Consider the following 20,169-nt stretch of genomic DNA (forward strand, 5'->3'; position numbering starts at 1 on the left):
TCACACCGCCGCCGGCTGCACGGCGAGGGCGGCTTCGACGTCCGTGAGCGCGGAGTCGAGCGCGCCGAGCGCCAGGTCGATCTCGTCGTCGCTGATCGTCAGTGGCGGGGCGAGCGTGACGGCGTCGTTGATCCCGCCGGTGGACGGGTAGACGAGCAGCCCGTGGGCGGTTGCCGCGGCCACCATCCGGCTGGACAGCACCCCCGGTGGGGTGTCCGTCCTGCGCGCCTCGAGGTCGGTGACCAGTTCGAGCGCCCACAGCAGCCCGATCCCCCGGACCTCGCCGATCAGCCGGTGTCGGGCCGCGAGATCCGCCAGGCCAGCCCGCACCCGCTCCCCGGCGCGGCGCGCGGCCGCGTAAAGCCCGAGCTCGTCCGTGCGGCGCAGGACGGCCAGCGCGACCGCCGCGGACAGCGGGTTGCCCGCGTAGGTGTGGCCGTGCCGGATGGTGCCGCTCCCGGCGGCGATGGCGTCGAGGACGCGCTCGTTCAGCAGGCTCGCGGCGATCGGCGTGTAGCCGGCGCCCAGGCCCTTGCCCAGCGCCACGATGTCCGGCCGGACGCCCCAGTGATCCACGGCCAGGGCGGTGCCGGTGCGTCCGAGGCCGGTCAACACCTCGTCGACGATCAGCAGGACGCCCGCGTCGCGGCAGAGCCGTTCGAGCCCGGGCAGGTAGCCCGCGGGCGGGACGACAACGGACCCGGTGGCGCCGCCGACCGCCTCGACGACGACCCCGGCGAGGGTGTCGCCCGCGGCGACGATCGCCCGCTCCGCAGCGGCGAGCAGGTCGGCCGTGAACTCCGCGTCGCCACGGCCCGCGCCGTAGCGGTAGGGCCACGGGGCGAGCAGGCCGAGGAAGTCGTGCACCAGCGCCTCGGCGTTGTCCCGCCGGGCGTGCCCGGACAGGGACAGGGCGCCGAGCGTGCCGCCGTGGTAGCCGTGCCGGTGGGAGAGGAACCGGGAGCGTCCGGGCTCACCGATCTCCCGCCAGTACTGCAACGCGAACTGCAGCGATGCCTCCACCGCCTCGCTCCCGCTGCCGACCAGCCACACCCCGGCCATCCCGGTCAGCTCGGCCAGCCGGTCGGCCAGCAGCTCGGCGGGGCGACTGGTGAACGCGCCGCGATGGGTGAAGGTGACCTTCCCGGCCTGCTCGGCCATCGCCGCCAGCACGACGGGGTCGGCGTGCCCGAGTCCGGTGACGACCGCCCCCGACGAGCCGTCGAGGTAGCGGTTGCCCTCGTCGTCCCAGACGAACACGCCTTCGGCCCGCTCGATCGTCGGCAGGTGCTGGCACAGCACGTTGCGGATGAGCCTGCTGCCGTGCGCGGCGGGCATCGGGCCTCCTTCGGGGCGACATCGTCTGCACATTCGTTGTACACGGGACAATACGTTACCGACGGGGACCGTCGTGTGACATTTCCGAAAACCAGCCTTGACTCCTGTCCGCCGTACAAGGAACATCCTGTCCCACGTACAGGAGAGCCCCAGGGGAGCAGCCATGACCGTGGTCGCCGGACACGATCGACGCACGGCGTCGAATCGGCGCGTTCTGATCTCCAGCTTCATCGGAAGCGTCGTCGAATGGTACGATTTCCTGCTCTACGGCACGGCGTCGGCGCTCGTGTTCAACGTGCTGTTCTTCCCCGAGCTGAGCTCGGCGGCCGGCACCATCGCCGCCTTCGGCACCCTGGCGGTCGGCTACCTCGCGCGACCACTCGGCGGGATCGTCTTCGGGCACTTCGGCGACCGGATCGGGCGCAAACGGATGCTGGTCGCCAGCATCCTGCTGATGGGCCTGTCCACCCTGGGCATCGGGCTGCTGCCAACGTTCGACCAGATCGGGATCTGGGCCCCGATCCTGCTGATCGCCCTGCGCCTGGTGCAGGGCTTCGCGGTCGGCGGGGAGTGGGGCGGCGCCGTGCTCATGACGCTCGAGCACGCCGGCGCAGGGCGCCGCGGGTTGTGGAGCAGCGTCGCGCAGATCGGCTCGCCCGCCGGCCTGCTGCTGTCCACCGCGGCGTTCTCGCTGGTCGCGGCGCTCCCGGAGGAGCAGTTCCTGTCCTGGGGCTGGCGGCTACCGTTCATCGCAACCGTGGTGTTGATCGGCGTCGGCCTGTTCATCCGGCTCGGCGTCGCGGAGAGCCCGGTGTTCGAGCAGGCCGAGGCCCGCACGGCGGACCGCCCGAAGGCGCCGATCCTCACCCTCATGCGCGAGCAGCCCAAGGACGCGCTCCTCGCGACGCTGATCGGGTTCGGCCCGTTCGCCGCCAACTCGGTGCTGATCTCGTTCGTGGTGTCCTACGCCGCGCAGGTCGGCTTCTCCCGCGCGGAGGCGCTGAACGGGCTGATCGTGGGCTCGGTCGCCTCCATGATCGGGGTGCCGCTGTTCGCCGCGCTGTCGGACCGGATCGGACGGCGGCCGGTCTACCTCACCGGCGCGCTCCTGTTGGGGCTCAACGCCTTCCTGCTCTTCCCACTGGTCAACACCGGTTCGCCGGGCCTGCTACTGCTCGCCTTCGCCCTGGGTATGGGGACGCACGCGATCATGTTCGGCCCGATGGGTGCGCTCCTCTCGGAGCTGTTCGGTACCCGCACGCGCTACACCGGAGCCTCCGTCGGCTACCAGGTGGCGTCGGTGATCGGCGGTGGCCTCGCCCCGCTGATCGCCGGCAGCCTGCTCGCCGCCGCCGGGGGTGCGCCGAACGCGATCTACATCTCGGTCTTCATGGCCGCGACCTGCGCGGTCACCGCCGTGGCCGCCTGGCTCGCCCGCGAGACCTATCGCAGCGACCTCACCGCGGAACCGTCGTGACGCCGTCCGGCACTGCCGTCCAGACTGTGCTGGGGCCGGTCGCCCCGAACCGGCTCGGCCACGTCCAGATGCACGAGCACCTGATCTGCGACCTGTCCCGATACGTCACGGACCCGGACGACACCCCGCTCGCGCTGCACAACGCCTTCGCCGCCCGCACCGACCGACGGCACAGCCATGACATGCGACTCGACGAGCCGGACGTCGCGGCCGCGGAGCTCGCGGACTTCGTCGCGCTGGGCGGCGGCACGATCGTCGAGGCCACCCCGCTCGGTCTCGGCCGCGACCCGGCGGCGCTGCGGCAGATCGCCGAACGCAGCGGGGCCCACGTCGTGATGGGGAGCGGGTACTACGTCAGCGCCTTCCACCCGCCGGGGCTCGCCGCCCGCAGCGCCGACGAGATCACCGAGGAGATCGTCGGCGACCTCGTCGACGGGGTCGCCGACACCGGGATCCGCGCCGGGATCATCGGCGAGATCGGCATGAGCTGGCCCACCGACCCGGTCGAGGAACGGGTCCTCGCCGCTGCCGCGCGAGCGCAGACAGCGACGGGCGTCGCGCTGCTCGTCCACCCTGGCCGGCACCGCGACGCCCCGCGGCGGCACGTCGAGACCGTCGTCGCGGCCGGCGGCGACCCGACCCGGACGATCATGTCGCACGTCGATCGCACACTGTTCGAGCTCGACGACATGCTGGCCCTCGCCGACACCGGATGCGTGCTGGAGTTCGACCTGTTCGGCACCGAGACCAGCTACTACCCGCAGGACCCCTCGGTCGACCTGCCCAACGACGGCGCCCGCGTCCGGATGATCCGCGCGCTGGTCGAGGCCGGTCACGGCGACCGGATCGTGATCGCGCAGGACATCTGCCGGAAGACCCAGCTGACCCGCTACGGCGGCGAGGGGTACGGCCACATCCTGCGGCGCGTACTCCCGCTGATGACCGCCCGCGGCCTCACCCCGGACGACGCCGACCGCATGATCCGGCAGGCCCCGCGGCGACTGCTCACCCCGACCCGGTAGGAGCCATGCCCAAGCCGACCTCCACCACCCGAATGCCCGCGCCCGCGATCGCCGGCCCCGGGCTCGTCGCCGAGTACCGGGACCGGACCCCGGCTTCCGCGGCGGCCTTCGCCCGGGCCGAGCGGGTGCTGCCCGGCGGCGAGACCCGCGCCGTCACCAGCTACCCGCCGTACCCCGTCGTGCTCGCTGACGGCTGCGGCGCCCGCCTGTGGGACGTCGACGGGCACATGTACCTGGATCTGGTCAACAACTACACGGCGCTCGTCCACGGGAACGCGTTCGCCCCGGTCACCGATGCCGTCGCCGACCTCCTGCCCCGCGGGGTCGTCTTCGCCAGCCCGCACCATCACCAGGTCGCCCTCGCCGAGCGGCTCTGCCAGCGGATCCCCTCCGTCGAGCGCGTGCGATTCACCAACTCCGGCACCGAGGCGGCGCTGCTCGCAACGCGCATCGCCCGGCGAGCCACCGGACGGTCCCGGATCCTCCTGTTCGACGGGGCCTACCACGGCAGCGCCACCGCGCTGATGCCGAACTCGCCGGACGTCGTCGTCGCGCCGTGGAACGACCTCGCCGCCGCCGAGCGGCTGCTCGCCGGGGACCAGCCCGTCGCCGCGGTGCTCGCCGAGCCGTTCCTCGGCGCCGGCGGCGTGCGCCCGGCGACACCCGGCTTCCTGGCCGGCGTCGCCGAGGCCGCCCGGTCCCGCGGCGCGCTGTTCGTCCTCGACGAGGTGCAGTCGCTGCGCAACGGCGTCGCCGGCCAGCAGGGCGAGCTCGGACTCGCGCCGGACCTCACGCTGCTCGGCAAGGTCATCGGAGGCGGTTTCCCGATCGGCGCCGTCGGAGGCCGCGCCGACCTGCTCGCACTGACCGTCGGGTCACGGACACCCGGTCACGTCGCCCACGCGGGCACGTTCAACGGACACCTCGCGGCCGCGGTCGCCGGCCTCGTGACGCTCGACCACCTCGACGGCGCGGCGATCGACCGGCTCACCACCGCCGGGGAACGGCTCGCGGCGCGTATCACGGCGGCCGCGGCTGGCGTGGACGCCCACGTGACCCGGGCAGGCTCGATCCTCAACGTCCACCTCGACCCGCCCGAGTGCCTGGCCGCACTGCACCTGACGCTGCTGCTGGACGGCGTCTACACCACCCCGCGCGGCATGATCAATCTGTCCACCGCACTCACCGACACCGACCTCGACGAGGTCGCGGCCGCCTACACGCGTGCGTTCGCCCGGATCGCCGACGACACCTGACAACCCAGCCGCGGTGAACACCCACCCGGCCTGCGACGCCACGGAAACCTCCGCACAGCGGGACACCCATCGATTGTCGCGCGCAGTCTCGACCCGGGTGTGGTCGCATCTGACGTCGACACGCCGTCGGCGTGACTTCCCGGTTTTGGTGTCCCCGCCTGCTCGGATGGATCGGTAGACCGCGATCGATGGCGGGACCGACGGCATGGCGCTGGGTCGGCCATCAAGGTCGACTTCGCCCCAGTGGAGGGCGCGTAGTTCTCCGGTGCGGGCACATGTATGCGTCCATGGTGGCCTGCTTATCCGCGAGCCGGGGCAGAGGGGAGATGGAAGCGCGGAAAGGAGCCGTGCAGCTCGAGATCCTTCCGACACCCCGGCTCCGTCGACCCGACCGTTTTCAAAAGGGGGAACCGAACCCAGATGCGCAGCACACCTGCGCATAGCGGGTGTTCATACGGCTACCCCACGGAGTCGTAGATGGCGCGGACGTAGGCGGCGCTGCGCTCCGAGCCGATGATCCCGGGCGCCATCCGATTCATCATGTAGGAAATCGTCAGCCGCCTGCCGAGATCCATGATGATCATGGAGCCGCCCCAGCCGCCCCAGAAGCAGATCCGCTCGTCGGGGATCCAGGGCAGGGTGTCGGGTTCGGGCAGCGCGAAGCCGATGCCCCAGCGCAGCGGGATGCCGAGCACGAGGTCCACGCCGCGGGCCTGCTCGTCGAAGATCAGGTCGATGGTCTGCGGCCGGAGCAGTCGGACGCCGTCCACCTCGCCGCCGCGGGCCACGACGGACAGCATCCGGGCCACCGAGCGGGCGTTGCCGTGCCCGTTGAGCCCGCCGATATCGGCCCGCCGCCAGTCTGCGGTGTTGGCGTAGTCGGCGATCATCGGAGGGCCGGAGAAGGTCTTGGCGGCCGGGCTGTCCGGGGGCAGCTCGAAGGCGGACGGGGGCGGCGGCACGATCGGCGCGATCCGGTCCCAGTCGGCCTCGGCCGCGCCGATCTGGAAGTCCGCGCCGAGCGGCCCGGCGATCTGATCGGCCACGAACTGCCTCAGCGGGCTCCCGGTGATCCGCCGGACCAGCTCGCCGATCAAGTGCCCGTAGTTCGCGGCGTGGTAGCCCGAGACGGTGCCCGGCTCCCACCAGGGGGCCTGCGCGGCGTACCGGGCGGTGACGGTGTCCCAGTGGTAGAGGTCCTCGACCGTGGCCGGCTGCTCCAGGCCGGAGACCCCGGAGGTGTGCGCCAGCAGGTGCCGTACCTCGATGTGCTGCTTGCCGTGGGCGCCGAACTCCGGCCAGTACTTCGCCACCGGCGCGTGCACGTCCAGATCCCCGCGGTCGACGAGCACCAGCGCGGCCAGGCTGGTGACGGTCTTGGTGGCCGACCAGAGGTTGGTGATCGTGTGTTCGTCCCAGGGCACGGTGCGTGCCTGGTCGCGGAAGCCGCCCCACAGGTCGATCACCCGCTCACCGTCGATGTCCAGCACCAGCGACGCGCCCAGTTCCTCGCCGGAGTCGATGTTGAGCTGCAACGCCTGGCGGACGGCGTCGAACCGCGGGGCACAGGTGCCCTGCAAATCGGCCATGGATGTTCCTCCTCGTCGGGTTCAGCGTCGGGTTCCGGCGCCGCGCAGCAGGGCGGCCACGGCGAGCTCCACCTTCTCCGCGTCCGGCTGCTCGCCCGTGATCAGGTCGGCGTAGACGAACGACTCCACGATCCGGACCACCAGGTACGCCAGGTCGCGCGACTCCATGGCGGGGTCGAGGTGGCCGCGGTCGCGCTCCTGCTCCAGCATCCGCTCGACGGAACCGACCACGTGCTGCTGCAGCGGGCTGGCCCGAGTGGTGATCAGTCGTAGCGCGCGCTCGGTCTCCCTGCGCAGAAAGCTGCGGTAGTACGGCGCATCGATCAGGGCCTGGGAGAACAGCCGCATTGCCTGCGCGATCCGCTCCGGTCCGGTGCCGGTCGCGGCGGACGCGGCATCCCGCAGGGTGGGGTCGGCCAGCGAGGTCAACACGGCCACCAGCAGCTGATCCCGGTTGCCCACCCAGCGGAACAGCGTGGTGCGGTCCACGCCGAGCGCCGCGGCCAGCTGCTGGACGTCGATCCGCTCCCCTGCCATGAAGGTACGGCGGGCCAGCTGCAGCGCCGAGGCGGCGCAGGGCCGCTCATGCTGATCGCCGCCACGCACCTGTGCAGCGTACGGCGAAAATGTTGCAACGAACAAGGCATACGTTGCAGCGGGACATGGCCTAGTTGATCAAGTTCTCATCGCTCGCCTGGCACCGTCATAGCGAGGCCTGGTTCAGGTTGGGCACGACGACGACCCTTCGGTGTCAGGCCGGCATCGGGCGCCCCGCCTGGTCGTAGCGCGCACGAGCCTGGTGCACGCTCGGCATGTTGTCCGTGGACCAGTCGACCAGCACTCGGAACGCGGGACTGAGTGAAAGGCCAAGCTCGTCCAGTAGGAGAACTCTGGCAGGTTCGTCTTGGCCAGCGGGAGCGCGCCGGCGGCCCGCAGCCGGGCCACCGCGGCCGCGAGTGCTTGCGCGGCGAGCAGCGTGACCACGGCGTTGATCTTCGGGTTGACGGCTTCGATGCGGTCGAGGTGAGCCCGCACCACCTCCGCCGCGGACACCTGCCGGGTACGGATCAGTTCCGCCAGCGCGGTCGCGTCCTGGTGCCAGAGCTCGCTCTCGCCCATCGACACGCCATCCCTCCACCCCACGACAAGATCACCTTACGTACCGCGGCGGGCGCCGGCAGAGCTGGCCATCCCCGGGCCTACGAGCTGATGCGCAGCGCTCGCGTCGGGCGACGGACCCTTACCAGCCAGGGTGGGGCCGGTCTGCACAGAAAGCGCCACGGTCCTGCCAGGATCGCTTTCATGCGGATCAAGTGGCAGGTTGTCACCTTCGATGCGGCCGACCTCGATGCCGAGAGCGCGTTCTGGGCTGGAGTCCTCGATGGGGAAGTCGACCGGGATGGCGACTGGCACATGGTGATGGTCGGAGGCGAACCTCGGATCGGTGTGCAGCTGGCGCCCGACCATGTTGCCCCGGGCTGGCCGGACGGCGCGCCGCCGCAGCAGATCCACCTCGACCTGTGGGTCGACGACTTCCCGTCAGCTCATGAGTCGGTCATGGCACTGGGCGCCCGAGTCCTGAAGGAGGTCACGCCGGGTGGTGACTTCCAGGTCTATGCCGATCCTGCCGGCCATCCCTTCTGCCTCTGTTGGGTTGTCGACGGATGAGCTTCCTCGTCGTCACCGCCGTCGGCCAGGTTGCCCGACCTTGCTTCCGGTGGCGACGGTGTGCCGTTCTCGTGGTCGATCACGCACAAGCCGGCGGGCCCGCTCGATGTCAGGCGGGGCGGGCGCGTCGGGCAGCAGGCTGGTGGCCAGCCGGAGGGCGCGCAGGGTGATCGTGGCGCCCAGGTCTGTGGTCGGGATGCCGGGCAGTCCGTACATCCGCCGGGCCCACCGCGGGAGCGTCGCCATCGCAAGCGTGGCGAGCGCAGGCAGCGCCACCTTTGTGGCGGTGGGCGCCTGGCCGCGCGGCGCGAACATCCCGCCGACGGCGATGCGTGCCTCGTCGGTCAATCTGAGCGCCGTCCTCGTGCGCCGGAAGTACTCCTGCATCTCGGCCCGGGAGGCCGGTGCATCACGCAGCCCCACCACGCGCGCGGCGCGCACGCTCTCGGCGAGGTATTGCTCGGCCTCGCCCTCGTCGATCACACCCGCCCGCAGAGCGATGTCGGCGTAGGAGTCGATCTCAGCGCAGTGCACCCACAGGAGGTAGGGCGGCTCGTCGATGCGGAACGTCTCGCCGGTGTCCGGGTCGTGGCCGCGGAGCGCGGCGTGCAGCCTGCGTACCCGCGCCGCGGCTCGTTCGACGTCGGCGTTGGAACCGTACGTGCGCACGCCCACGAACTCGACGGTTCGGTGGAAACGCGACCTCGCCCGGCGAGGGTCGAACAGAGCCGAGTTCTGGTACGTCGCCCGGATCACGCGGGGATGCAGCGACTGCAGCAGCAGCGCGCGGAACCCGCCGACCCAGAGCACGGGTTCGAGGTGCACGCGCCACGTGATGGAGCCGGGTCCGAAGAGGCCGTCGTCGGGGCGGGTTCTGCGTACGGTCACGGCGCTCCCGGCGGTCCGGGGCGGCGGGGTTCCCGCCGCTGCTCCGTCCAGCACAGCACCGTCCGCGCCGTCCTTCTAGGGGCGGATCGGTTGACGCGGGGGCGTTGCCGAGCACAAGTGGCCAGCCAGTGGCCTGTGAACGGGAGCTGCCCCCGCCGGAGGCTTACTCCCTGCCAGCTCGTCACGCCTTCCAGGAGCACCGCCATGCGCATCCTGTTCTCCAGCACGCCGGCCTTCGGGCATCTGCTCCCCATGCTCCCCCTCGCCGCAGCAGCCCGTCGCGCCGGGCACGAGACGGCGGTGCTGACCCATCCGTCGATGGCCGCCGCGGCCGCTCCGATGCGGTTGCTGCCTGCCGGCCCGTCGCTGGGTGAGACCTTGAAGGACGTCGGGAGCCGAGCCGAGGTCGACCCGCTGACGGACATGACGGTCGGGGCGGTGGAGTTCTTCGTCGAGTCCCGGCTGAACCTGGGTGCCGACGACGCGCTGGCCGCCGCACACACCTTCCGCCCTGATCTCGTCGTCGCCGACGTGGTGGACTACCTCGGCCCCTTCGCCGCCGCCGCGCAGGGCGTCGCCTGGGCGGTGCACGGAGGCAGCCTCCCACCCAACGAGCAACTGGCACTCGCGCTGGAGCAGGCCGCCACCGCCCGCTTCGCCCAGCGCGGACTGGCCCTGACGCCGCCCATCGCCTACATCGATCCGTGGCCCGACAGCCTCCTGCGCGACACCGATCCCTACCCGGCCGAGCGGATCGCCATCCGACCAGAGCCGCACCTGCAGGAGGGCGAGAGGTGGATCCGGCCGCGGTTCCAGGGGAGGCAGAACCGCCCGCTCGTCCTGGTGACGCTGGGAACACTTGTCGACGACCCCGACACCCTCGCAGCCATCCTGGGATCGTTGGCCCGGCTGGACGTCAACGTCCTCGTCGCCCCCCATTCGGCAACCGACCTCGGTGACCGGCGGATCGACCACTCCCGGGTACACCTCGCCGGCTTCGTCTCGATGGGGCAGCTGCTGGACGGGGTGGACGTGGTGGTCTCCGCTGCCGGAGCCGGCACGGTGCTGGCCGCGCTGAGTGCCGCCCGGCCGATGGTCCTGCTGCCGATGGGCCTGGACAAGCCGGTCAACGCCGAGCGGGCCGCCGCCGCGGGTGCGGCCAGGATCGTCGAGTCTCCCGATGAGATCGGCAGCGCGGTCGAGCAGGTGCTCTCCGATCCGACGATCGCCGCCGGCGCCGCGAGCATGGCCACGGAGATCGCAGGGATGAACTCGGCCTACGAGGTGCTCGAACTGCTCCTGCGACGCCACGAACACTGGACGGCAGGCGCCCGATCTCTTGGCCTTGTCCGCGAGGAGCCCGCGGATGCGGCTGGAGTCACGCAGTTTGCCGGCCGCGACGAGTAGGTGCACCGGTGGCGGCGAGGAAGCTCATCAGCCCGATCGACCAGGTGGCGGAATGACCAGCGTTCCTATCCGTTACAACGGGAGCGGACCGCGGCCTGCCGCAGGGAGGGACGGGAGTCGATGAGCCTTCGTCAGTTCGAGTACGCCTTGGCCGTTGCCGAGGTGGGCTCGGTGACGGCGGCGGCGGAGCTGTTGCGCGTCGCTCAACCGTCGATGTCCCAGCAGATCCGCAACCTGGAGCGCGAACTGGGCGTGCAACTGTTCGCCCGCACGCCGAGCGGACTGGTGCCCACCGTGGCCGGCCGCGGGTTCCTGCGGGAGGCGGAGGTCGCGGTGAGGGCGGCGCGGCGGGCGAGGGCGACGGCGCGGGCCGGTGCCGACGACCTGGAGGGCGAGCTGGTGGTCGCGGCCCAGTTGGGCTTCGGCACGCGGCAGCTGCCCGGCGCGCTGGGTGCGCTGCGCCGCCGCTTCCCGCGGGTGGAGGTCACCGTCTTCGAGGAGCCGAGCTCCGCCGAGCTGGACCGGCTGTGCCGCCGGGGCGTGCTGGACCTGGCCCTGATGGCGAAGTGCGAGCGGACCCCCGCCGACGCCCACCGCCTCGGCGACGAGGAGTTCGTCGTGGTGCTGGGCGCCGGGCACCCGCAGCTCGCCGCGGACCGGGTCGAGCTGCGCGCGCTGGAGGGGGAGCCGTGGGTGAGGTTCGACCGCGACAGCGGGCTCGACGCCGTGCTGCTGTACGCGCTGCGGGACAACGACCCGGCCCCGGCCACGGCCGCCCGCGTGTCGCAGACGGCGACGGCGGTGCGCTGGGCCGCCGACGGGCTGGGGGTGGCGCTGGTCCCGGCCTCCGCGGTCCCCCACGGTTACGAGCACCTCGTGCGCCCGATGTTCCCGGCTGTGTCCCAGCCCGTCATCGTCGTGGTCCGGCAACATGCGGGCCCGGCGGAGACGGCCCTGCTCGAGCTCCTGCGTCAGGAGAGCTGGTACAACGCCGCCGCCCCCATCTCATTGGTGTCATGAGGTTCGGTCTGCCGACCCGGCGAGCCGCACGATGACGTTGCCGCGGTGCACACCGGCGAGGAGCTCGTCCTGGGCGGTGACAGCGCGTTGGAGTGGGCCGTCTAGGAGCGTGCGTGCGAACCTGATCCGGCCCTCGCCGTGCCACTTGGCGTAGTGGGTGTTCCAGGCCTCGATCTGCTCGGGGGTGTGCCTGGTGCTGAAGGGGTGGATCTGCACCTCGCGGGCGATCGCGGTCATGAGGTCGAGGCGGGGGTGCCCGCCGTCGCCGCCGCCGATCTGTCCGGCGAGGGTGCCGCACAGCGCGAATCGGGCACCCGGCGCCGCGTGCCGCAGCGCTGCCTCGAACTGGGAGCCGCCGATGGTGTCGAAGAAGACGGTGATGCCGCCGGGGGCGAGTTCGGTGAGCCGGTCGTCGAGGTCGTCGCTCCGGTAGTCGATGGCGGCGTCGAGGCCGAGCTCGGCGACGAGGTAGCGGGTCTTCTCGGGTCCGCCGGCGATGCCGATGACGGACGCTGCGCCACGTGCCTTGGCGATCTGCGCGGCCATCGACCCGACGCCGCCGGCCGCGCCGCTGACGAGGACGACATCGCCCTCGCCGACGGTGGCGATGTCCACGATGCCGTGGTAGGCGGGCACGCCCTGGTTGAGCACGTACTCGGGCCCGGGGAAGACGTTGTCGGGCACGGGGAACGCCTCGCCCGGACCCAGGATGCTCTCCTCGCGCCAGCCCGACATGTGCAGCACGACGGTGCCCATCGGCAGGTCGTCGGCGCGTGACTCGACGACCCTGCCGATCGCGGGGCCGTAGAGCGGCTCGCCGACCCGGAAGGCGGGCACCGGGATCTGGCTGGTCGCGAACATCAGATCGCCGCTGGCCGCGATCACCTGCTGGAACAGGTTTCGCACCCGAACCTGGCCGGCGGCCGGCTCCCGCGGAGGGAGCGTGACCACCTCGAGCACCGAGCTCGGCGGCTGCGCCAGGTCCGTGCGGTGCGCGCGCAGGACGACGGCGGATGGTCCCTGGACGATCATGACGAGGGCCTCTCAGAGCTGGGTGCGGCCGCCGTCGACGGTGAATTCCGCACCGGTGGTGTACGTGGCTTCGAAGGCGAGGAATGCAGCCGCCCTGGCGAACTCGTCGAGGGTGCCGAAACGCTGCATGGGATTTTCCGCGACCACCTGCGCCTTGAACTGCTCGGCGGCTTCTTCGGTCATCGTCTTCTCGAGGATCCCCGTGTCGATGGGGCCGGGGCTGACCGCGTTGACCCGGATTCCGCGCGGAAGCAGTTCGCGGGAGAAGCTGCGGGCCATCGAGCGCAGCGCCGCCTTGCCGGCCGCGTAGACGCTGGTGTCCAGCATGCCGATGGCGTTCGCGGCCGAGGTGGTGAGGACGACGCCTGCGCCCGTGCTCAGCAGCGGGGCGAGCTTCTGCACGGTGAAGTAGGCGCCCTTGACGTTGACCGAAAACAGCTCGTCGTACACCTCCTCGGTCGTCGACTCGAAGGGCGTGGCGCCTGCGATGCCCGCGTTGACGAACAGGGCATCGAGCGTGCCGAGTTCGCCCTTCGCCCGGTCGGCCAGTGCATCCAGATCGGACAACGAGGCCACATCGCCGCGGACGGCCACCGCATTCTCACCGAGATCCCGCGCGGCGGCGAGCGTCGCCTGTGAACGACCGGTGATCACCACCCGGGCTCCGCCGTCCACCAGCAGCTTGGCCAACGCGAACCCCATGCCGCTGCCGCCACCCGTGATCACTACATTCTTGTCGCTGTACTCAGCCATGCCAGGATTCCTTCGTTCCTTCGCTTCGAACTGGCGTTCCGGAATGTCGGCGGCGTCAGCCCCTTGGGAATTCGCCGCCGTCCACGAAGAGATTGCTCCCGGTCAACCAGCTCGCCCGGTCGGACACGAGGAACAGCACCGCGTTGGCGATGTCGTCAGGCTGACCATCGCGCCCCAGCGGTGTGGTGTTGTTCGCGCCCGGCGCCACATCCAGGCGCGCCCACTGCTCCCGCGTCGCTTCGCCGCCGGGGGTGGCGGTTCTGCCCGGAGACACCGTGTTGACCCGGATTCCGAACGGGGCCAGCTCCGACGCCAGTCCCCGGCTGTAGGCCTCCAGCGCCGCCTTCGCGCTCACGTAGTGCAGGAACGGTGGTGCCACGGTGGGGACCGCGGCCGACGAGACGTGCACGATCACCCCAGAACCCCGCTCCCGCATCCCCGGTGCCAGCAGCGAGTCCAGCCGCACCGACGCCAGGAAGTTCAGGTCGAGCGCGTCCTGCCACACCTCGTCGGGGATGGCCAGCGCGCCCTTGTACGGTCGCGCCCCACCCACGTTCTGGACCAGGATGTCCACGCCGCCGAGCGCCTCCTGCGCGGCCGCGGCGAGCGCCTCCGCTCCAGCCGCCGTCCGCACGTCGGCCTTCACGAAGGTAACCCCCTCCGGCACCATGCTCGGCTCCGACCTGGCGGTCGTGAGCACCTCGGCGCCCGCCTCCAGGAACTGGCGCACGATGGCCGCCCCGATGCCGCGAGAACCACCTGTGACCAGGGCCCGCTTTCCCGCGAGTTCTCGCGTTCCCGATCCATTTTCGACCATGGTCATGCCTCAAGTCCTTTCGATTACGTGTTCGTCCCTGCCAGCGCGAATCTTCCGCAGCTTGTCGAGCTGTTTCACGGTACGTCCGGAAAAGCTCGAGACGCAAAGACGAAATGTCAGCAGGCGCCATAGGTGATCCCTATGGCGCCTCGCCCCTCCGCAGGCGACCGGCGCAGGATGGAGGCGGCCCCGGCCGCACGTGTACCTCGCCCGCGCGTTCCACACCCGCTCGATCAGGGCCGGGGTGAGCACCTCCGAGCGCGGCGGCCGACCGGTGCACGCGCGTGTGCCTTGTGCGGGCTGAGCAGTGATGAGCAGTGATTGGTCTGTCCCGCGAACAACGGGGTGCGGACGATGGGGCCACGAGCACGGCGCGGTGCTCGAATCCGGCCGTCGAGGAACCGCATGACTGCGCCTGCGGTGTCGAACGGTCGCTCGAAACGCTCCCCAGAAAGGCAACTCAAATGAGTGGGAAACGCGCAATCATCGCGCCCGTCGCGGTGCTCGTCGGGGCGGCACTGCTCGCGGCGTGCGGTACGAACCGTTCGGAGGGTGCCGCCGGATCGTCGTGCGACACCAGCAAGGGAACGCTGGTCGTCGGTTTGATCGCGCCGCTGTCGGGTGGGTTGTCGGCCATCGGCCTCGGCATGCGGAACTCGGCAGACCTGGCCATCGACCAGGCGAACGAGAAGTGCACGGTTCCGGGTTACCGGCTGGCGTTCGCGCCGGAGGACGACCAGGGCACACCGCAGGTGGCCGCCCAGGCGGCGACCAAGCTGGCATCCGATCCCGACATCGCGGCTGTGGTCGGGACCTACAACTCCTCGACGGCGCAGTCCGTGGCTCCGATCCTGGCGCAGCGGAACATCGTCCAGGTGTCGTCGGGCAACACGGGTCCGGCGCTGACCTTGGGCGAGGCGGCGACGACGGCGCCCCGACGACCGTTCCCCACGTACTTCCGGCTGTCGACGACGGATCTCGTGCAGGGTCCGTTCGGCGCGCAGTACCTCGTGCGGGAGGCGGGCAAGAAGAAGATCGCCGTGATCGACGACGGAAAGACCTACGGCGTCGGACTGACCGAGCAGTTCGTCGTGGAGGCCGAGCGGCTGGGGGCCGACATCGTCGCTCGGGAGAAGGTGGGGGAGAAGGACACCGACTTCTCCAGCGTGATCGCGAAGATCCGACGGCAGGCGCCGGACGCGGTGTACTACGGCGGTGAGTACCCGGTGGCCGGGCCGCTGTCGAAGCAGCTCGCGGACGCGGGTCTGGACGTCACGGTGATGGGCGGCGACGGTATCGCCGACAAGCAGTACGTCACCCTGGGCGGGCGGCAGGGCGATCTGGCCACGAACATCGGTGCGCCGGCCGCGAGCCTGCCGAGCGCGAAGGCGTTCACGGATGCCTATGCGGCGGCGGGCTACGCGGAGCCGGCCAGCGCGTACGGCGTGATGACCTACGACGCGGCGAATGTGATCATCACCGGGCTGGCGAAGGTGGTGCGCAGTGGCGATTTCGACGACTCCAGCCGCCGGCGCCTGGTGGATGCGGTGCAGCAGACCGACCTGAAGGGCGCCAGCGGCACGGTGGCGTTCGACGAGTTCGGCGACACCACCAACAAGGTGCTGACCATCTATTCGGTGCAGGGCGAGGAGTTCGTTCCACTGGAGACCGGGACCTTCACGTCGTCGAGCTGACCTCGGTCCCCACGAGGTCGTGGAGGGGCTACCCGCTTGCTGTCCACGCTGCTGTCGCAAATCGTCAACGGGCTGGTGTTCGGCTCGCTGATCGGGTTGATCGCTCTGGGCTACACGATGGTCTACGGCGTCATCCAACTGATCAACTTCGCGCACGGCGAGGTCTTCATGGTCGGCGCCTACAGCGGGCTGGCGATGTTCACCTACCTGCTGCCCGTGTTCGTCCAGCGGCAGTGGTACCTGGCGCTCCCGCTGCTCCTGATCGCGGGGGCCGCGGGGGCGGCGGGCGTGGCGCTGCTCATGGAGCGCTTCGCCTACCGGCCGTTGCGCGACGCACCAAGGCTCGCTCCCCTGATCACCGCGCTGGGTGTCTCGGTCGCGCTGCAGGAAGCGGTGCGGGTCGGCTACCCCGGCGCCACCGCGGCCATCCCGTTCCCCGACGTGTTCGTGACCGGCACGCTGGTCGTCCCGATCGGCGACGGGGTGCCGATCTCGTACTCGGGCCTGTTGCTGATCGTGGTCTCGCTGGCTTTGGCCGTGGCGCTGCACCTGTTCGTCGAGCGTTCCCGGACGGGGCGAGCGATGCGCGCCACGGCCCAGGACCGGGACGTCGCGCGGCTCATGGGCATCGACCCCGACCGGGTCGTCGTGCTGACGTTCGTCCTCGGCGGCGCGCTGGCGGGCATCGCCGGTGTGCTCTACGGCGGGTTCCTCAACAACATCAACGTCGATATGGGCTTCCAGAACGGCATCTTCGCGTTCACCGCCGCGGTGCTGGGTGGGATCGGGAGCATCCGCGGCGCCGTCGTGGGGGGCCTTGCGATCGGCCTGGTCAAGTCCCTCGGCGGGCAGTACCTGCCCGGAGGCTCGGCGTACGACTACGTCTGGATCTTCGTGGTGCTGATCGTGGTCCTCGTGTTCCGGCCGCAGGGCTTCTTCGGTGAGACGGAGCGGGTGCGGGCATGACGAAGAAGCTGGCAACGCCGTTGCGCCTCGGCGGGAGCGTGCTCGCGATGCTGGGCGCCCTGCTGCCGTGGGCGACCTTCGTGCTGAACGACGGCCCGTACCCGGGGCTCGCGACGCTGGAGTTCTTCACCGAGCCGTGGGCCGTCTCGGGTTTCCGGCTGCACCTGCTGCTGTTCGGGCTCGCCGGGATCGTGCTGGCGCTGCTCGCGATCCCGGGGCGCGACCGCGTCCTGCGGCCGGTCGGTATCGGCATCGTCGCGGTGAGCGGAGTCAACGGGCTGTACATCACCGTCCGGGGTGGCGGTCTCGGGGCGATCACCGTGGCCGACGGCGAGGTCGCGTTCGGTGCGGTCGTGGCGCTGGCCGGTGGCCTGCTCCTGATCGCCGGGGCGATGGCGGGAGACCTCGACAGCGGCCCCAATTACGAGTGGCGGCTCGACGCGTGGGTGGAGCGGGCGATCCTGCTGGTCACGTTCGTGCTGCTGCTCCTGCTCGTGGCGGCCGTGCTCACCAGCGGCGGCGCGGGCAGCGCGTCCGGCGGCTACTCGGGCGCGGTGTTCCTGTCCTTCGTCGGAGCCGTCGCGGGGCTGCTCGCGGCGCTCAGCGCGTCCGGACTGGTCGGCTGGATCAGCGCGGTGTCCGAGCGGCACCGTGTGTTCAGCGTCGTCGTCCTGCTGGCGGTGGCGCTGCTGCTGCCGCTCACCGAGGCCGGGTCCGAGTACTGGATGACGGTCGCGGCGAACGTCGGCGTCTACGCGGCCACCGCCGTCGGGCTCAACATCGTCGTCGGCCTCGCGGGGCTGCTCGACCTCGGTTACGTCGCTTTCCTCGGCATCGGCGCCTTCGTGGCCGCGAACCTGTCCGGTGCCGCGGCATCACAGGTGGGGATCGCGCTGCCGTTCCCCCTGGTCATGGTGATCGCCGCGATCGTGGCCGGGCTCGTCGGCGCGATCGTCGGATCGCCGACGCTGCGGGTGCGCGGCGACTACCTGGCGATCGTCACGCTCGCGTTCGGCGAGATCTTCGTGCGCAGCGCGCAGAACGACATCGGTGGCCTGACCGGGGGTTCCAACGCGATCCCCGGCATCCCACCCGTCGAGCTGTTCGGCACCACGTTCGACAGCCCGATCGGCATCGGCCCGCTGGAGCTGCCACCCGGCGTCCTCTACTACGTGCTGATCGTGCTCGTCGTGGCCGCCGTGATGCTCGTGTTCGGCAACGTGAAGGACTCCCGGCTGGGCCGGGCGTGGATCGCGATCAGGGAGGACGAGGACGCCGCCCGCGCGACCGGAATCCGCACCGGGCGGATGAAGATCCTCGCGTTCCTCATCGGCGCGATGCTGGCCGGCTTCGCCGGGGCGTTCTTCGCGCACAAGACCGCGACGGTGTCGTACGAGAGCTTCCGCTTCCTGGAGTCGGTCACGCTGCTGGCCGCGGTGATCCTGGGCGGCATGGGCACGGTCCCGGGTGCCGTGCTCGGCGCGTCGATCCTGTTCGTGCTGCCGGAGAAGCTGCGGGAGTTCGCCGACTACCGACTGCTCCTGTTCGGCATCGCGCTCGTCCTCATCATGCGGTTCCGGCCGCAGGGACTCGTGCCCGACGTGCATCGACCCACCGTCAGGGAGGAGGGTCGGTGAATCCCGCCGACCTGTTCCAGGCGAACGATCCGCCCACCGAGGTGCTCGAACCCGTCACGGACGTGCTGCCCCGGGTTCCTCCGGGGAGCGGTGGTGGACCGCTCCTCGAAGCAAGTGGAGTCACGATGGCGTTCGGTGGGCTGAGAGCGCTGACGGACGTATCGTTCCGCCTCGCGGAGGGCGAGATCATCGGCCTGATCGGACCGAACGGGGCGGGCAAGACCACCCTGTTCAACTGCCTGACCGGCCTCTACGCGCCGACGTCGGGCACTGTGGCGCTGCGCGGCAAGCGGCTCCCGCAGGACCCGGCGCTGGTCACCGAGCAGGGCGTCGCGCGGACGTTCCAGAACATCCGGGTCTTCCCCAGCATGACCGCCCAGGAGAACGTGCTGGTCGGCCGGCACGTCCGCATGCGGCAGAGCCCGTTGTCGTCGCTGCTGCACGGTCGGGCGTTCCGGCGCAGCGAGGCGGAGGCGGCCGAGCGCAGCGCGGAGCTACTGGCGTTCGTCGGGTTGACCGGGTTCTCCGACGAGCTGGCCCGCAACCTGGCCTACGGCGACCAGCGCCGTCTGGAGATCGCGAGGGCGCTGGCGACCGATCCGGCGGTGCTGCTGCTCGACGAGCCGACCGCGGGGATGAACGCGCAGGAGACCGACGCCACCCGGAACCTGGTCTTCGCGATCCGCGACCTCGGCGTCTCCGTCGTGGTCATCGAGCACGACACCAAGTTCATCTTCCGGCTGTGCGACCGGGTGCTCGTGCTGGTGCGGGGCGAGGTCCTGGTGGAGGGCACCCCGGACGAGGTGCGGGGCGACCCGAGGGTCATCGAGGCCTACCTCGGGACCCCGCCCGACCGAGCGGAGCGACGATGAGTTTCCTCGAGGTCCACGGCCTGACCGTCGCCTACGGCGCGATCGAGGCGGTGCGGGGGGTGACGTTCTCCGTCGAGCGCGGGGAGATCGTGAGCCTGATCGGCAGCAACGGGGCGGGCAAGACCACCACGCTGCGCACCATCTCCGGGCTGCTGCGTCCGGTGTCGGGTGAGGTGCTGCTGGACGGAGAGCCGATCCACCGGCTGCCGGCGCACGAGATCCTGGCCCGCGGTGTGGCGCACAGTCCGGAGGGGCGGCGGTTGTTCACGCGGATGACCGTGGAGGAGAACCTGCGCCTCGGGGCCTACACCCGCCGTGACGAGCACGGCGTCCAGGAGGATCTGGAGAAGATCTACACGACGTTCCCGGTGCTGGCGCAGCGGCGGCGGGACAAGGCGGGTCTGTTCTCCGGCGGCGAGCAGCAGATGCTGGCGATCGGGCGGGCGCTGATGTCGCGGCCGCAGCTGTTGATGCTCGACGAGCCGTCGATGGGGCTCTCCCCGATCATGACGCAGAAGATCTTCGCGACGATCCGCGGGCTGCAGGCCGAGGGCACCACAGTCCTGCTGGTCGAGCAGAACGCCCTGGCCGCGCTGGCGTTGTCGCAGTACGCCTACGTCATCGACCTCGGACGCAACGGGGTGTCCGGAACGGGCCATGAGCTGCTCGCCGACCCGCGCGTCCAGGAGGCCTACCTCGGCGACGCCGTCACCGGCCCGAGAGGAGAGTGACC

General features: G+C 70.9%; 19 protein-coding genes. 11 read left to right on the forward strand and 8 right to left on the reverse strand.

Annotated features, from left to right (window positions below; all coding sequences use genetic code 11):
* Positions 1-1,338 (reverse strand): aspartate aminotransferase family protein, encoded by a 1,338-nt coding sequence (locus K1T35_RS06780; RefSeq protein ID WP_220259308.1) that lies wholly within the window; start codon positions 1,336-1,338, stop codon positions 1-3.
* A gap of 163 nt (positions 1,339-1,501) precedes the next feature.
* Between K1T35_RS06780 and K1T35_RS06785 the strand changes: the two genes are divergently transcribed.
* The 3 genes from K1T35_RS06785 to K1T35_RS06795 are packed head-to-tail and all read left to right on the forward strand — an operon-like array spanning position 1,502 to position 5,093.
* Positions 1,502-2,815 (forward strand): MFS transporter, encoded by a 1,314-nt coding sequence (locus tag K1T35_RS06785; protein WP_220259309.1) that lies wholly within the window; start codon positions 1,502-1,504, stop codon positions 2,813-2,815.
* Positions 2,812-3,837, forward strand: a complete 1,026-nt coding sequence (locus K1T35_RS06790) for a phosphotriesterase (RefSeq protein ID WP_220259310.1) — start codon at positions 2,812-2,814, stop codon at positions 3,835-3,837. Before K1T35_RS06785 ends, K1T35_RS06790 begins: the two co-directional genes overlap by 4 nt.
* Before the next feature lie 5 nt (positions 3,838-3,842).
* Complete coding sequence (locus K1T35_RS06795; RefSeq protein WP_220259311.1) at positions 3,843-5,093, forward strand: aspartate aminotransferase family protein; 1,251 nt, start codon at positions 3,843-3,845, stop codon at positions 5,091-5,093.
* A gap of 458 nt (positions 5,094-5,551) precedes the next feature.
* On the opposite strand, the gene K1T35_RS06800 is transcribed toward K1T35_RS06795, so the two are convergent.
* The 3 genes from K1T35_RS06800 to K1T35_RS49715 form a co-directional block, all read right to left on the reverse strand.
* Entirely contained in the window at positions 5,552-6,682 is a 1,131-nt protein-coding gene (locus K1T35_RS06800) for a serine hydrolase (RefSeq protein WP_220259312.1), read from the reverse strand.
* A 21-nt stretch (positions 6,683-6,703) separates the two neighbouring features.
* The gene (locus tag K1T35_RS06805; RefSeq protein WP_255621655.1) at positions 6,704-7,288 is read right to left on the reverse strand and encodes a QsdR family transcriptional regulator; all 585 of its coding nucleotides are present in this window, start codon (positions 7,286-7,288) and stop codon (positions 6,704-6,706) included.
* 114 nt (positions 7,289-7,402) lie between these two features.
* Positions 7,403-7,807, reverse strand: a complete 405-nt coding sequence (locus K1T35_RS49715; RefSeq protein WP_370645319.1) for a hypothetical protein — start codon at positions 7,805-7,807, stop codon at positions 7,403-7,405.
* Between the two features lie 177 nt (positions 7,808-7,984).
* Between K1T35_RS49715 and K1T35_RS06815 the strand changes: the two genes are divergently transcribed.
* Positions 7,985-8,350, forward strand: a complete 366-nt coding sequence (locus tag K1T35_RS06815; RefSeq protein ID WP_220259313.1) for a VOC family protein — start codon at positions 7,985-7,987, stop codon at positions 8,348-8,350.
* A 12-nt stretch (positions 8,351-8,362) separates the two neighbouring features.
* On the opposite strand, the gene K1T35_RS06820 is transcribed toward K1T35_RS06815, so the two are convergent.
* Complete coding sequence (locus tag K1T35_RS06820) at positions 8,363-9,238, reverse strand: oxygenase MpaB family protein (RefSeq protein WP_220259314.1); 876 nt, start codon at positions 9,236-9,238, stop codon at positions 8,363-8,365.
* Between the two features lie 204 nt (positions 9,239-9,442).
* Between K1T35_RS06820 and K1T35_RS06825 the strand changes: the two genes are divergently transcribed.
* Entirely contained in the window at positions 9,443-10,645 is a 1,203-nt protein-coding gene (locus K1T35_RS06825) for a glycosyltransferase (RefSeq protein WP_220259315.1), read from the forward strand.
* 120 nt (positions 10,646-10,765) lie between these two features.
* Positions 10,766-11,665 carry a LysR family transcriptional regulator gene (locus K1T35_RS06830; RefSeq protein WP_220259316.1) on the forward strand — a complete coding sequence of 300 codons (900 nt, stop codon included), beginning with the start codon at positions 10,766-10,768 and terminating at the stop codon, positions 11,663-11,665.
* Here the strand turns inward: K1T35_RS06830 and K1T35_RS06835 are convergent.
* Genes K1T35_RS06835 through K1T35_RS06845 form a run of 3 tightly spaced genes read right to left on the reverse strand, consistent with a single transcriptional unit; the run spans position 11,660 to position 14,273 of the window.
* On the reverse strand, positions 11,660-12,697 hold the full coding sequence (locus K1T35_RS06835; protein WP_220259317.1) for an NADP-dependent oxidoreductase: 1,038 nt from the start codon (positions 12,695-12,697) through the stop codon (positions 11,660-11,662). The two genes, K1T35_RS06830 and K1T35_RS06835, sit on opposite strands and share 6 nt — an antisense overlap.
* A gap of 12 nt (positions 12,698-12,709) precedes the next feature.
* Entirely contained in the window at positions 12,710-13,450 is a 741-nt protein-coding gene (locus K1T35_RS06840; RefSeq protein WP_220259318.1) for an SDR family oxidoreductase, read from the reverse strand.
* A gap of 55 nt (positions 13,451-13,505) precedes the next feature.
* On the reverse strand, positions 13,506-14,273 hold the full coding sequence (locus K1T35_RS06845) for an oxidoreductase (protein ID WP_255621656.1): 768 nt from the start codon (positions 14,271-14,273) through the stop codon (positions 13,506-13,508).
* Positions 14,274-14,731: 458 nt separating this feature from the next.
* On the opposite strand from K1T35_RS06845, the gene K1T35_RS06850 reads away from it, so the two are divergent.
* From K1T35_RS06850 to K1T35_RS06870, 5 genes are read left to right on the forward strand one after another with little or no spacing between them, the layout of a single operon-like run.
* A complete protein-coding gene (locus K1T35_RS06850; protein ID WP_220259319.1) occupies positions 14,732-15,961 on the forward strand; it encodes a branched-chain amino acid ABC transporter substrate-binding protein in 1,230 nt (409 codons plus the stop codon).
* A 36-nt stretch (positions 15,962-15,997) separates the two neighbouring features.
* Positions 15,998-16,927, forward strand: coding sequence for a branched-chain amino acid ABC transporter permease (locus tag K1T35_RS06855; RefSeq protein WP_255621657.1), 930 nt, complete (start codon positions 15,998-16,000; stop codon positions 16,925-16,927).
* Positions 16,924-18,564: a branched-chain amino acid ABC transporter permease gene (locus tag K1T35_RS06860; protein ID WP_220259320.1), complete on the forward strand. Its 1,641-nt coding sequence runs from the start codon at positions 16,924-16,926 to the stop codon at positions 18,562-18,564. The genes K1T35_RS06855 and K1T35_RS06860 overlap by 4 nt, the downstream gene beginning before the upstream one ends.
* Positions 18,561-19,436, forward strand: coding sequence for an ABC transporter ATP-binding protein (locus K1T35_RS06865; RefSeq protein WP_255621658.1), 876 nt, complete (start codon positions 18,561-18,563; stop codon positions 19,434-19,436). Before K1T35_RS06860 ends, K1T35_RS06865 begins: the two co-directional genes overlap by 4 nt.
* Complete coding sequence (locus K1T35_RS06870; RefSeq protein ID WP_220259321.1) at positions 19,433-20,167, forward strand: ABC transporter ATP-binding protein; 735 nt, start codon at positions 19,433-19,435, stop codon at positions 20,165-20,167. The genes K1T35_RS06865 and K1T35_RS06870 overlap by 4 nt, the downstream gene beginning before the upstream one ends.
* The last annotated feature ends 2 nt before the right edge of the window (positions 20,168-20,169 follow it).

It is taken from the genome of Pseudonocardia sp. DSM 110487 (genome assembly GCF_019468565.1).
Classification (GTDB): domain Bacteria; phylum Actinomycetota; class Actinomycetes; order Mycobacteriales; family Pseudonocardiaceae; genus Pseudonocardia.